Below are 12,776 nucleotides of genomic sequence, written 5' to 3'. Positions count from 1 at the left end.
GCACCATGGCGACCGATATGCCGTCCGGTCAGGTCTCGGACCTCGACTGGCTGCTGAGCGGGCTGGTACAGCGTGTGCCGTACACGCGCAGTGCGGTCCTGCTCTCCGCCGACGGGCTGGTGAAATCCCTCCACGGCATGGACGCCGACAGCGCCGACCACATGGCGGCGCTGGCCGCCGGCCTGTACTCCCTCGGCCGCAGCGCCGGAGCGCGCTTCGGTGACAACGGAGAGGTCCGCCAGGTGGTGGTGGAGCTCGACTCGACGCTGCTGTTCGTCTCCACCGCCGGTTCCGGCACCTGTCTCGCCGTCCTCGCCGGACGTGAAGCGGATGCCGCGGTGCTCGGTTATGAGATGACCATGCTGGTCAAGAGCGTCCGGCCGTATCTGATGACCCCGGCCAGACAAGCGGCCGGGGCACCGAGCGCCACGGGACTGTGAGGGTGTCGGCCCAGCAGGACGGGCCGTTGCTCGACGATGCGGCCGGCCGGCTCATCCGTCCGTACACCGTGAGCGACGGCCGTACCCGTCCGACGACCGTGCTCGACCTGCTCTCCCTGGTGATGGCCACGGGCACCGATCCGCAGACCCATCTCGGCCCCGAGCACTCCGTGGCGCTGGGGCTGTGCGGCGGCCCCACCTCGGTCGCCGAGATCGCCGCGCATCTGCGGCTGCCCGCGGTCGTCACCAAGGTGCTCGTCTCCGACCTGGTGGACTGCGGCGCAGTCACCGCGCATCCGCCGGCCTTTCATGACATGCCCACCGACCGATCCCTGCTGGAGGCAGTGCTCGATGGCTTACGACGACAGCTCTGACGGCTTCGGCGGATCGCCCGGGGGTGACGGCACCGGGGACACCGAGTACTTCCCCGTCGCACTCAAGGTCCTGGTGGCGGGCGGCTTCGGCGTCGGCAAGACGACGTTCGTGGGCGCGGTCAGCGAGATCGCACCGCTGAGCACGGAAGAGCTGCTCACCCAGGTCAGCGCGGCGACCGACAGCCTCGAGGGGATCGAGTCCAAGACCGCGACCACGGTCGCCATGGACTTCGGCCGCATCACCCTCGACGAGCAGCATGTGCTCTATCTGTTCGGTACCCCGGGCCAGGAGCGCTTCTGGTTCATGTGGGACGAGCTCTCCCAGGGCGCGCTGGGCGCGGTCGTGCTGGCGGACACCCGGAGACTCGAGGAGTGCTTCCCGGCCGTCGACTTCTTCGAACGGCGCGGCATCGGATTCATCGTCGCCGTCAACGAGTTCGACGGCTCCTACCGCTACGGCCCTGAGGAGGTACGTGCCGCGCTCGACCTCGGGCCCGACGTGCCCGTCGTCCTCTGCGACGCCCGGATCGCCAGCTCGGGCACGGGAGCGCTGGTCACGCTGGTGCAGCACTTGATCAACGCCACCTCCGCACCGGCCCCGCTCTCCGGCTTCGGATCCCATCCGTGAGCCGACACGCGACCGGACGGCCGCTGCTGACCCCCGTCGACCGCGATGCCTCTGTCCGCACCCGACGGCTGCGGATGCTCGGGCTCGGGGAGCGGGGCGACACCTCGTTCCACAGCTTCGACGCGTTCGCCGACAAGGTGGCCGAAGTGACCGATGTGCCGTATTCGATGGTCAACTTCATTGACGGGAACCGGCAGTTCTTCGCCGGTCTGCACACCCCGGCCGGCACCTGCACCGGTTCCGATCTGGGTGTCACGGCTGCGGGCAGCGGCCGTGGCGGCCGCTACATGGCGCTCGACCACGGCTACTGCCCGCATGTCGTCGCGCGGCGCAAGGCACTGGTCCTGGAGGACGTCTGCGACTACCCGCGATTCGCCGGAAACCCGGTCGTCGACGAGATAGGTATCCGTTCCTATCTGGGGGCGCCGCTCATCGACCGTACGGGCGTCGCACTGGGCGCCGTCTGCGCCGTCGACACCGTGCCCCGCCCCTGGGGGCGGGCCGGCCTCGACACGATCAAGTCCCTGGCGCAGGAACTTATCGGGCACATCCACCGACGGGAGGACAACCAGGGCATCAAGCCCTGAACCGCCTCGCCTCGCGCGCTCACGCCTCGACCTCGGTGCCGTCCAGGAAGGTCAGCACCACCGTATCCGCATCCGCCCGCACCGCCACCGACGTGCGCAACGCCTGCGGATGCAGGGTGTCGCGGGACAGTGCGATCAGCGAGACGTGGATGCTCCGCCCGCCCGGACCAGGGCGGGAACACGGCAGCTGGACCACCCACGGGATTCGCACCGCGCCTTCAGGCACGTGAGACTCCTCTCCACCGAGCACGGGACAGCACGGTCTGAACCTGCACCATCCGATACGACACAGCGGTGCAGCCTGACCGGTGACACCGAATACCGTCACGAAGCAAGCGTGCAGAAGCTCACCAGTCGTTGCCGCGATGGTAAAGGCTGGTTCAAGCCAAGGGTAAGTACGCACCAAGGCGTGAATCCGCAGGTCGTCGAAAAATCAGTCGGATATCTGATGCCCGTTGACCAATTTCACCATGGTCAAGTGATCGACCAGAAGGTATCGTGCACGTGTGTTCGGCACCTGAAGGTTGAGGTGCCAGCACGCCGATTCCTCCTTGACCAGAGGGTTCGGCAGAAGCTAAGTAATCGGGGGAAGTGGTTCGGGGGGACCTTTCGGTTTCCACGCCTGTTCGGGTTGCCCATGGGCTTCCTTCCCCTTGCGACGACGCGAGGGATAACACGAATGAACCGTAATGCTCTGCGCCTGGCGGCTGTTTCGGCAGCCGCTGCCATCGCTCTTGGCGGGGCTGCGGGCCTGGCCCAGGCCTCCCAGGCCACCGCGGCCGCGCCTCAGGCCATCTCGGTCACGCAGCAGGCCGAGGCTCAGCAGGCCGCGCGCACCCTGCTGGCGAGCTCGCTCGCGGTCGGTCTCTCGGCCGCCGAGCGGACCGAGATGAACAAGATAGCCAGCGGTGAGGTCTCGGCCGCCAGCAAGTGGAGCGTCATCAAGGCCGCCTTCCAGAAGGTCGGCGGCTTCGCCAAGGCCATCGCCGGCAAGTACAGCGACTTCAAGAAGTGGTACGACGGTCTGCCCTGGTATGCGAGGGCCCCTCTCGCGGCTGTCTCCCCGGGGCTGACGCTCCTGGAGATCTACAACGCCCTCCACTGACGAGGCTCAGGGGGCCGGAGTGCTTGTGACCCCTGACTGAATGGCTGCAGCTGGGTCTGCGCGGGTGCACCCGCGCAGACCCAGCTGCAGCCAGTACACCGCGACACGGAAACACTGGAGCTCCCGGATGACCGATACCAAGCCCCTTCGCACTGCCACCGAAGGCACATGGGCCCTGCCTCTTCTGACGCTTGCGCCCCTTGCCGCGATCAGACTTCTCACGGAGCTCTCCACGCCATGGCTTGTCATTTCCTGGATTCTGTGCGCCGTGTCCGCCCTTTTGGTGGCAACCGGATGGGCAACGGTATTCCGTCGTGGGACGCGCACGCCCGGAGCGTGGGGTATGTGCATTCTTGTGCACGCCGTACTGGTCTGGCAGCTGATTGCTCTCGTGCGCCGATAGACCGGGCCGTGAACATGTGCGTATTTCCGTCGCGTATTCAAGGAATTTAATCGGGGGAAGAAGTCCGCGCGGGGACCTTCCGGTTTCCACGCCTGTTCAGGTCGCCCTTGAAGGCTTCCTCCCCCTTGCGATAACGCAAGAAGACCCTACATGAACCGAAGTGATCTGGACACGGTGGCTGTTTCAGTCAAAGTTTGCTGCTCAATCGGCCGGCCGGCCGGTCTACCAGGTGAAGGAAGCGCGCAGTGGAGAAGGGTGACGCCCTCGTCGAGGCGCAGGGGCTTGGCCAGTCCTTCGGCGCCAAGCGGGTTCTGGATGGCGTCTCACTCACTCTCCGCGCCGGTGAGGTGACCGGTTTCGTCGGAGCGAACGGCGCGGGAAAGACAACAACGATCCAGCTCATGCTGGGCCTGTCGAGGGGCGATGGGCGAACACTCTTCCTCGGCAGGCCATTGTATGAGTGGGGCGCGCCCGGCACGGTCGTCGGTGCGGTCCTGGGAGGCGTGGCGGGCCACCCCAAGCACCGTCTGCGTGCGCATCTGCGCATGGTGGCCGCCGGGTCCGCAGTGCCGGACGAACGCGTGGACGACCTACTGGAGACCGTCGGGCTGACCGATGCAGCCCGGCGAAAGCTGTCCGAACTGTCGCTGGGCATGGCGCAGCGCGCGGGCATCGCGCAGTCGCTGCTGGGCGATCCGCCCGTGCTGATCCTCGACGAGCCGGCGAATGGGCTCGATCCCCATTCGATCCGTTGGCTGCGGGACTTCCTGCGTGCCCAGGCAGCGCAGGGCCGGGCAGTGCTGGTGTCCAGCCATCTCCTGGGGGAGATGGAGCAACTGGCTGATCATGTGGTGGTGCTGGCCCGCGGCCGGATCGTGGCGGCGGAGCCGATGACGGAGGTGCTCAAGCGTGCGTCCCACCGACGTGTAGTGACGTTGGAGGCACCGGACTTGTCGGCCCTGGCCCGGCTGGTGGCCGACCACGGCGGGCGCCTGGAGCCCGCCGGTGGGCACAGAGCCACCGTTACAGGTCTGGACCGCGTTCGGATCGGCACGCTCGCACTGAAGGCTGGGGTGCCGCTGTACTGGCTGCATGAGGACAGACCCTCGTTGGAGGACTTCTACCTCGGCATAGCGCAAGAGGAGTTCAGGATCTCGTGACATCTGCCGTGATGAAGGTCCCGGTGGCGGTCGGGCCTACCGACGCGTTCCGCAGGGCATGCCGCTACGAGTGGCGGCATCTGACCGCACTGCGCTCGACATGGATCCTGCTCGGCGTGGTGGCGGTGCTGAGCTTGCTGAGCGGCATCACGGTCCTGCTCGAGCTCGGCAACCAGCACACTGTCAGCTCCGCGACGGTGGCAGACGTGATCGCGTGGACCCCGCTGTCGATGCAGATCCCGGCCCTGTGCTTCTTCGTGATGGTCCTGGGCACCGGGCCGGTCTCGACCGATCTTGTGTCAGGTGCCGCACGGACGACCTGGCTGGCCGTGAACGGACGCGGTGCCGCCTACGGGGCGAAGTGTGCGGTCGGCTTCGCCGTCGGAGCCGGTGCAGCCTCCGCCAGTGCGTTGCTGGGGGCGCTCTCCTGCGCGGTGTCGCTGGCCATGGCCGGCGCCTCCCAGCCGGCCTGGACCGAAGTCCTGGCACCGGCTGCCCGGTTCGTCGGGTGGATGGGATGCTGGGCGCTGCTGTGCCTGGCCTTGGTCGCTTTGCTACGCAGCCGCATCGTTCCGGTCCTGCTCCTGGTCCTGTGGCCGCTGCTCGGTGAGCGCCTCGCGGGTGCGCTCCTCGGGTACGTGCCGGGGATGGACGGCGTGGGCGACTGGCTGCCGTTCGCGGCCGGCCGGGCGATGCTCACCGACGTCTCCGCCTACTCGGACGACGAACGGTCCTTCGCCCAGGCACTGGTCGGCTCCCACCTGTCCACCCCGGTCGCGGTGGCGGTCTTCTGCCTGTACACGGTAGCTGTCACTGCAGCCGGGTTCTGGGCCTACTGCCAGAGGGACGCCAAGGCGGGCTGACGACTTGTCGAACATGGCAGCGGCTCAGAGAGCTGCCGTCGGGCCACCGGAGCCGCCCCCCTGCCACCACCACTGACGCGCTCGCTGCCCACCAACACGCCTGCCCCCGGCCTCAAGGAGGTCCCTCCCAAGACCTCAAGGGCATGGGGGCGATTGAGGACAAAGCCGGCCCCCGGGCGCCCCCGGTCACCGCACTCCACCCCCCGGCACCCCCGTACTGCCCCGCAACACCACTTCCCCCTCCACCCGCACCACCCGCGCCCTCCGTACGGCCCCTGTCTCCCGCAGCGCCAGTGCGATCACGCTCTCGCCCATCGACGTCAGCGGCAGCGCCACCGTCGTGAGCGGCGGCGACAGTTCCCGTACCAGCGGAATGTCGTCGAACCCGGCCAGCGACACGTCCTCCGGTACCCTCAGCCCCGCCTCGCGCAGTGCCGCCAGAGCACCGACCGCCATCACATCGGTCACCGCGAACACGCACGTCGGCCGTGGCCGGGACGACGCCCGACCCGCATCGAGCAGCAGCCGCCGGGCCGCCTCGTACCCGCCGTCGCGGGTGAACGCCCCCTCCACCACCGGCCCGAGCCCGATGCCCGCCTCGGCGAGCCCCTCGCGGAACCCCGCCAGCCGGTCGGAGACCGTTGTCAGCGCGGCCGGCCCGGTGAGCACTGCGAACGTCCGATGCCCCAGCTCCACCAGCGCCCGGGCGAGCGCCGCGGCCCCCGCCCGGTTCTCCGGCTGCACGGCGTCCACCCGCAGGCTGCGGTGCCGGCTGATGACCGCCACCCGCCCGCCGACCCGGACGTACGGCTCCAGTTCGGCATCCATCGCACGCTCCCAGGCGCGGTCCTGGAAGCCCGATCCGATCAGCAGGATCGCCCGGGCGTGCTGGGCCCGCAGCATGGAGACGTAGCTGATCTCCCGGGCCGGTTCGCGGAACGTCGAGGCCAGCATCACGAGCAGCCCCTGTTCCGCCGCGGCCCGCATCACGCCGCTGGAGATCGCGGCGAAGTAGGGGTCGCTGACGTCATGACAGATCACGCCCACCGTACGGTTGTTGGCGGCGCCGGCCAGTGCCTGGGCGTGGGCGTTGGGGATGTAGCCGAGCCGGTCGGCCGCCTCGCGCACCCGCTGCCGCAGATCGTCGCGGACCCGGGCCGTGCCGTTCAGTGCTCGCGAGGCGGTGGCCGGTGAGACCCCGGCTTCCCGGGCGACGGCGTCGAGCGTCACATGGGTCGCGGTCCGGACGCCACGCCGAGACCCCGGAGGGTCCGTCGCCCGTGTCACCCGTTGGCTCAACTCGACTCCTAAGGGCGCGGTGGCGGCAGGGTCCCGAAACTTCGGGACAACCTATTGACCATGCGTGCAGGCAGTCATTAGCGTGGCGGCACCTTACCAGAAAGCGCTTTCTGAAAGCGCCTTCTCCGTCACCGCGAGATCGCACAGCTCTCCGTAACTGCCGCCGAAGCACAGGGAGTTCAAGTGAGCCAGAGCGCGTTGGCCCAAAGTCCCGCCGAAGTGGCCGGAGTTGCCCGGCGGTCCGCGCCGTCGGCAGCCGAGCGGTTCGCGCGGGCGGCCGAGCAGAGCTGGCGTCCGGTCGCCCTGCTGCTGGCCTGCTTCGTCGCCTGGTGGGTGATCTCGGCGGCCGAGCTGGTGGAGCCGTACCTCGTACCGTCACCGGGGGCGACTCTCGATGTCCTCACGGGCAAGGCGAGTTATCTCTGGCAGCACAGCTGGGTGACCACGTACGAGACGCTGCTCGGCTTCGTGATCGCGGTGGCCGTCGGTGTGCTGGCGGCCGTGATCATGGTCTACTCCTCGACCGTCGAGCGCACGCTCTACCCGATCCTGCTGTTCGCGCAGGTCGTACCGAAGATCGCCATCGCACCGCTGTTCGTGGTCTGGCTCGGCTTCGGTATCGCACCGAAGATCCTCATCGCCGTCCTGATCGCATTCTTCCCCGTGGTGATCTCCATGGTCACCGGCCTCAAGGCGGTCGACCCGGAGATGCTGCAGCTGTCGGCGACGATGGGCGCCAAGCCCTGGCAGACCTTCCTCAAGATCCGCTTCCCGGCCTCCCTCCCGCATCTCTTCTCCGGCCTCAAGGTCGCGGTCACGCTGGCCGTGACAGGGGCGGTCGTCGGCGAGTTCGTCGGTGCCAACGAGGGGCTGGGCTATGTGATCCTCCAGGCCAACGGCAACCTCGACACCCCGATGCTCTTCGCCGGGCTGCTCGTGATGTCCCTGATCGGTGTCGTCCTGTTCGTCGCTGTCGAGATCGCCGAGAAGCTCCTGCTCCCGTGGCACGCCAGCCGCCGGGACGCCCCCGCCACCACCTCGTACTGAACGCAACGCCCCCCACTGACTGCTGTCACGGACCCCGTCGCGAGAAGGGCCAGCCCATGCACCCGCGCAGACTCCTGATCGGTGTCGTACCTCTTCTTCTGCTGGCCACGGCCTGCGGTGGGAACGACGCGTCGACCACCACCAGTGAATCGGGCAAGAAGCTGGACAAGGTCACGCTGACGCTCAACTGGTACCCATACGGCGAACACGCGCCGTTCTACTACGGCAAGCAGCAGAAGATCTTCGAGAAGCACGGCATCGATCTGACGATTCAAGCGGGCCAGGGCTCGCAGAAGACGGTGCAGGCGACCGCCGCGGGACAGACCGACTTCGGCTGGGCAGACACCCCGGCGCTGCTGGCCGCGGTCGACCAGGGGGTGCGGGTCAAGAGCCTGGGCGTCTTCCTCCAGACCACTCCCGCATCCGTGCAGTCCTTCGACGCCAAGGGCATCGGGTCACCCGCCGATCTCAAGGGCAAGACGATCGCCGGGACGGCCGGGGACGCACTCTCCAAGACATTCCCGATCTTCCTCAAGAAGAACAACATCGACGAGTCGGACGTGAAGGTCCAGAACACCGACCCGGCGGGCAAGATCGCCGCGGTGATCTCGGGGAAGACCGACGGACTGCTCGGATACGCCAGCGACCAGGGCCCCACCATGCAGGACAAGGCCAAGAAGACCGTCTCGTACCTCCGCTTCTCCGAGAACGGGCTGAACTTCTACTCCAACGGCCTGCTCGCCGGGCAGAAGCTTCTCGCCTCGAAGTCGGAGCTCGCGGGGCGCATGGCGCAGGCGGTCAGCGAGGCGTGGGCCGCCGCGGAGAAGGCGCCCGGCCCCGCGGTTGCCGCGATGGACGGAGCGTCGGAGCAGCTGCCGCCGAAGAACGTGCTGGCGGAGCAGTTCAAGACGACGCTCACGCTGCTGCACACCTCGTCGACCGAGGGCAAGGCACCCGGGGTCAACAACGAGGCGGACTGGCAGCAGACCATCGACGTCTTCGCCGAGGCCGGCATGGTCGCCGAGCCGAAGGCCGTCGGGGAGTACTGGGACGCGAAGACAGCGCCGAAGGGATGACGATGCCCAAGCAGGAGGCGAAGCCCCTGGAGCGGGACCCGCTGTCCTCGGGCGACCGCGGCGCCGTCACCCCTGCCGTCGCAGTGTCGGACGTCTCGGTGCGGTTCCGCAGCAGGAACCGCGATGTCACCGCCCTGCGCGACGTCTCGCTCGATGTGGCGCCGGGCGAGTTCGTCGCCCTGGTCGGTCCGTCCGGATGCGGCAAGTCGACCCTGCTCAAGCTGGTCGCAGGACTGCTGAAGCCCTCCACGGGCGAGGTCCGGCTCGGTGGTGAACAGGTCAAGGGCCCACGGCACGACATCGGTTACGTCTTCCAGCGCGCCGCCCTCCTCGAGTGGCGTTCCGCGCGCCGCAACATCCTGCTCCAGGCGGAGATCCGGAAGATGCCCGCGGCCCGGGCGCGCGAACGGGTCGACGCACTGATCCGGATGACCGGGCTCGACGGCTTCGAGGACGCCTATCCGCACGAGTTGTCCGGTGGCATGCAGCAACGGGTGGCGCTGTGCCGGGCCTTGTTGCACGAACCGCCGGTCCTGCTGATGGACGAGCCGTTCGGTGCGCTCGACGCCCTCACCCGCGAGCAGATGAACATGGAGCTCAACCGCATCTGGCGGGAGACCGGCACCACCGTGCTGCTGGTCACCCACTCGATATCGGAGGCGGTCTATCTGGCCGACCGGGTGGTGGTGATGAGCCCACGGCCGGGCACCATCACCGAGATCATCGAGGTGGGACTGGACGCGGAACGGGAGTACGCCGAGACGCTCGGCCGCCCGGAGTTCCGGGACGCGGCCGCCCACATCCGAGACCTGCTCGGGGCGGCGTCCGCGCACGACTGACGAGGCAAGGGGCCGGGGCGTCGACGCCCCGGCCTTCGTGCGAGAGTGCCGACGCCCCGGCCGCGTGCACAGGCGCCGACGCCCGGGTCTGCGTGGGGCTGTGCTGATGCCCGAGTCGCGTGCGCGGGCACCTGCGCCATGACCTGCGTACGAAACGCCCTGCGCCCCGGCCTTCGCGCGTGGGTGACTTTCCTCGTCCCATGGGCCCGGGCTCACACCAGCGCGAACGCGTTCGCCAGCATCTCGGTCTGCGCGGTCAGCAGCGCGTCGCCGCCATGTCCCATGCCCGCGAACTGACCGGCCGCCTCGAGCCCGACCGATCCGTGCAGCTGCGCCCAGGCGAGCACGGCGCCGGCCAGGGCCTGCCCCGTCATCCCGGTGTCGCCGACGGCGGACGGCACATACTCCGCCACCCATCCGGCCACAGCCGCGTCGGACCCGGCCCACGCCGTCATCTGGTCCACCACACGGGCCACTTCGGCCCCCGGCGACCCGTCCGCGAAGACCGGCAGGAACGGCCCGAGCACCGCCCGGGCCCGGTCCAGCGTGTCGGCCGGTGCGACATAGCCCGGCACCGGGGCGCCCTGGATCAGCAGGTAGCGATGCGGCTCGGCGACGGCCCAGGCCCGATAGGCCTCCGCGAGTGAGTGCAGGTGCGCGCGCGGGCCTCGTGAGGCGTCCGAGGAGCGGGCGGCTGCTGCGGCCATGGCCGCAGCAGCGTCGTCGTAAGCGTCCCTGATCAGCGCGTTCAGCAGATCGTCGCGGCTGGCGAAGTAGCGGTAGAGCGCCGGGCCGGAGAGCCCCATGTCCTTGGCGATACGGGTCAGCGCGAGCGCCGCGACACCCCCTCCGGCGAGTTGCCGGAGGGCGGCCTCCTTGATCTCCGACCGGGTCTGCTCCCGGTATCGGGCGCGAGGCCCCTGTTGGGCTTGGACCATCACCGACCCCTTTCGCTAGTCAAGCTCACTTCTGTTACACAGCCTAACAGCGGCACTTGCTATGACTCATCGCAAGAGTTACTGTCTCTAACAGTTGCAAGAAGGCGTCAGCGATGTAGAGGGGTACGCAGTGACCGCAGTACGTGATCTCCAGGTAGTTCTCGGCGCAGGCCCGGCCGGCACCACGCTCGCCCGTGAACTCGTCGACCGCGGCCACCCGGTCCGGCTCGTCGACCGGGCAGGCGACGGGGCGGCGATCGAAGGTGTCGAGCGGTTCGCCGCAGATGTGGCCACCGCGGACGGCGCCCGGGCCGCGGTCGAGGGCGCCGCGGTCGTGTACCACTGCGTCAACGTCGGCTACCACCTCCAGGTCGACGTCATGCCGCGGATCCAGGAGGCCGTCCTCGCCGCGGCCGAGGCGGTCGGTGCGCGGCTCGTCGTACTCGACACGCTCTACCCGTACGGCGAGACGCATGGCGCAGTGATGACCGAGGACTCACCGTGGAACACGACGACCCGCAAGGGCCGGATGCGCGCCGAGCTCGACGCCCGCTACCTCGCGGCGCACGCCGAAGGGCGGCTCCGTGTCGTCCTCGGCCGGTCGGCCGACTTCGTCGGACCCGGCGTGCTCAACTCCACCCTCGGCGGCGCCGTATTCCCGGCCGCGCTGACCGGGGGAGCGGTGCCGGCCCTCGGCGACATCGACCTGCCGCACAGCTACACGTACATCGCAGACGTGGCTGCCGGACTCGCCACCCTCGGCGCGCACCCCGACAGCGACGGCCGGGTCTGGCACCTGCCCACCGCACCCGCGCTGACCACCCGGCAGATCTTCACGATGATCGAGCAACGCACCGGTCGTCCGCTCGACATCACCGTCGTCGACGAGCCCCGCCCGTTCGGCCCGTTCGACGAGGTCTTCATGGCGGAGTACGCGGAGATGTTCTACCAGCACACCGAGCCGCAGATCGTCGACTCGTCGGCCATCGAGAAGGCCTACGGCCTCACCCCGAACCCGCTCCCGGCCACGGTGGACGCGACCCTCGCCTGGTACGAGCAGCTGCTTGCCGCCCACTGAGCACCGCAGCGGCCCCGGAGACTCGAGCGACGCTCTCCGGGGCCGTGCCGCGCGCCGGACCGCTCAGTACCGCAGCCGCGACAGATACGTATAGCTGGCGAGCGCCGACGCGAACGGATCAGCCGGCGAGTCGTGCTCCACCAGCCACTGCTTCACCCCGCCCTGCCGAGCCGTGTCGAACATGGCCGGGAAGTCCAGCACCCCCGACCCGACATCGGCGAAGTCCCCGTCCGGTGCCATGTCCTTCACATGCAGCGCCGGGAAGCGCCGGGGATGGCGTACGAACAACTCGCCGGGCGCCGAGGCGCCCCCGTTGGCTGCCCAGTACAGATCCAGCTCGAAGCCGACGAGTTCCGGATCGGTCTCGGCGAGCAGGATGTCGTACAGGCTGACGCCGTCCACCACCTGATGGTCCGTGCCGTGATTGTGGTAGAGCAGCTTCAGCCCGGACTCGCGGGCCGCCAGCCCCGCCTTGTTGAACTCCCGGGCCACCTCCCGGTATCCGGCCGGACTGTGCAGCGACCCCGGCAGACTGGGTACGACGATCCACTTGCCGCCCAGCGTATGGATGTCCTCCAGCGCCTGCGGCATCCCGGCGCCCCTCACGATGTCGTACCCGACATGTTCGAGGACCGCCTTGAGCTGTGTCTCGTCGAGCATCCGCCGGATGTCGGCGGCGCTGTTGCCGTGCCGGCCGCTCACTCCGACCGTCGCGTACCCGATCTCCGCGAGCCGTTCCAGCGTGCCCCGGAAGTCCGTCGCCAGCGGCGTGCGCATGGTGTACAGGTGCATGCCGATCCCGGACGGCGGGATGCGGCGGCAGCGGCGGGAACCGGCGGCGGACGCCGGGACCGTACCGAGACCGGCGGCCGCGGTGGCACCCAGAGCCGTACCGAGAAACGCACGTCGTGTGCTGTTCATTCGTTTCTCCTCTCAGCC

15 protein-coding genes are annotated in these 12,776 nt (G+C 68.9%); 11 read left to right on the top strand and 4 right to left on the bottom strand.

Features of this window, described 5'->3' with window-relative positions; translation table 11 throughout:
* Nucleotides 1-5: 5 nt before the first annotated feature.
* The 4 genes from OHB49_RS07255 to OHB49_RS07240 are packed head-to-tail and all read left to right on the top strand — an operon-like array spanning nt 6 to nt 2,029.
* Entirely contained in the window at nt 6-440 is a 435-nt protein-coding gene (locus tag OHB49_RS07255; protein ID WP_030924005.1) for a roadblock/LC7 domain-containing protein, read from the top strand.
* Between the two features lie 2 nt (nt 441-442).
* Complete coding sequence (locus OHB49_RS07250) at nt 443-814, top strand: DUF742 domain-containing protein (protein WP_030973428.1); 372 nt, start codon at nt 443-445, stop codon at nt 812-814.
* Complete coding sequence (locus tag OHB49_RS07245; protein WP_329158866.1) at nt 792-1,442, top strand: GTP-binding protein; 651 nt, start codon at nt 792-794, stop codon at nt 1,440-1,442. Before OHB49_RS07250 ends, OHB49_RS07245 begins: the two co-directional genes overlap by 23 nt.
* Nucleotides 1,439-2,029 (top strand): GAF domain-containing protein, encoded by a 591-nt coding sequence (locus OHB49_RS07240; RefSeq protein WP_030973432.1) that lies wholly within the window; start codon nt 1,439-1,441, stop codon nt 2,027-2,029. Before OHB49_RS07245 ends, OHB49_RS07240 begins: the two co-directional genes overlap by 4 nt.
* Before the next feature lie 19 nt (nt 2,030-2,048).
* Here the strand turns inward: OHB49_RS07240 and OHB49_RS07235 are convergent, their stop codons facing one another.
* A complete protein-coding gene (locus OHB49_RS07235) occupies nt 2,049-2,255 on the bottom strand; it encodes a hypothetical protein (protein WP_030973434.1) in 207 nt (68 codons plus the stop codon).
* 453 nt (nt 2,256-2,708) lie between these two features.
* Here OHB49_RS07235 and OHB49_RS07230 point away from each other — a divergent pair, with 453 nt between their 5' ends.
* The 3 genes from OHB49_RS07230 (at nt 2,709) to OHB49_RS07220 (ending at nt 5,560) form a co-directional block, all read left to right on the top strand.
* Nucleotides 2,709-3,134 carry a hypothetical protein gene (locus OHB49_RS07230; RefSeq protein ID WP_329158861.1) on the top strand — a complete coding sequence of 142 codons (426 nt, stop codon included), beginning with the start codon at nt 2,709-2,711 and terminating at the stop codon, nt 3,132-3,134.
* A gap of 648 nt (nt 3,135-3,782) precedes the next feature.
* Nucleotides 3,783-4,697, top strand: a complete 915-nt coding sequence (locus tag OHB49_RS07225) for an ABC transporter ATP-binding protein (protein WP_329158859.1) — start codon at nt 3,783-3,785, stop codon at nt 4,695-4,697.
* Nucleotides 4,694-5,560, top strand: coding sequence for a hypothetical protein (locus OHB49_RS07220; protein ID WP_329158857.1), 867 nt, complete (start codon nt 4,694-4,696; stop codon nt 5,558-5,560). The genes OHB49_RS07225 and OHB49_RS07220 overlap by 4 nt, the downstream gene beginning before the upstream one ends.
* A 186-nt stretch (nt 5,561-5,746) precedes the next feature.
* On the opposite strand, the gene OHB49_RS07215 is transcribed toward OHB49_RS07220, so the two are convergent.
* Nucleotides 5,747-6,790: a LacI family DNA-binding transcriptional regulator gene (locus tag OHB49_RS07215; protein ID WP_329158855.1), complete on the bottom strand. Its 1,044-nt coding sequence runs from the start codon at nt 6,788-6,790 to the stop codon at nt 5,747-5,749.
* A 252-nt stretch (nt 6,791-7,042) separates the two neighbouring features.
* On the opposite strand from OHB49_RS07215, the gene OHB49_RS07210 reads away from it, so the two are divergent.
* From OHB49_RS07210 to OHB49_RS07200, 3 genes are read left to right on the top strand one after another with little or no spacing between them, the layout of a single operon-like run.
* Nucleotides 7,043-7,906, top strand: a complete 864-nt coding sequence (locus OHB49_RS07210) for an ABC transporter permease (RefSeq protein ID WP_329158854.1) — start codon at nt 7,043-7,045, stop codon at nt 7,904-7,906.
* Nucleotides 7,907-7,962: 56 nt separating this feature from the next.
* Nucleotides 7,963-8,982, top strand: a complete 1,020-nt coding sequence (locus OHB49_RS07205; protein ID WP_030973445.1) for an ABC transporter substrate-binding protein — start codon at nt 7,963-7,965, stop codon at nt 8,980-8,982.
* Nucleotides 8,979-9,821, top strand: a complete 843-nt coding sequence (locus tag OHB49_RS07200; protein WP_329158853.1) for an ABC transporter ATP-binding protein — start codon at nt 8,979-8,981, stop codon at nt 9,819-9,821. The genes OHB49_RS07205 and OHB49_RS07200 overlap by 4 nt, the downstream gene beginning before the upstream one ends.
* A gap of 212 nt (nt 9,822-10,033) precedes the next feature.
* Here OHB49_RS07200 and OHB49_RS07195 read toward each other — a convergent pair whose 3' ends face one another.
* A complete protein-coding gene (locus OHB49_RS07195) occupies nt 10,034-10,759 on the bottom strand; it encodes a TetR/AcrR family transcriptional regulator (protein WP_329158852.1) in 726 nt (241 codons plus the stop codon).
* Nucleotides 10,760-10,889: 130 nt separating this feature from the next.
* Between OHB49_RS07195 and OHB49_RS07190 the strand changes: the two genes are divergently transcribed.
* Nucleotides 10,890-11,837 carry an NAD-dependent epimerase/dehydratase family protein gene (locus OHB49_RS07190; RefSeq protein ID WP_329158850.1) on the top strand — a complete coding sequence of 316 codons (948 nt, stop codon included), beginning with the start codon at nt 10,890-10,892 and terminating at the stop codon, nt 11,835-11,837.
* 63 nt (nt 11,838-11,900) lie between these two features.
* Here the strand turns inward: OHB49_RS07190 and OHB49_RS07185 are convergent, their stop codons facing one another.
* Complete coding sequence (locus OHB49_RS07185; protein ID WP_329158848.1) at nt 11,901-12,758, bottom strand: sugar phosphate isomerase/epimerase family protein; 858 nt, start codon at nt 12,756-12,758, stop codon at nt 11,901-11,903.
* Nucleotides 12,759-12,776: the final 18 nt, after the last annotated feature.

This window comes from Streptomyces sp. NBC_01717 (assembly GCF_036248255.1).
Classification (GTDB): Bacteria; Actinomycetota; Actinomycetes; order Streptomycetales; family Streptomycetaceae; genus Streptomyces.
This window is presented reverse-complemented; position numbering and strand designations above follow the sequence as displayed.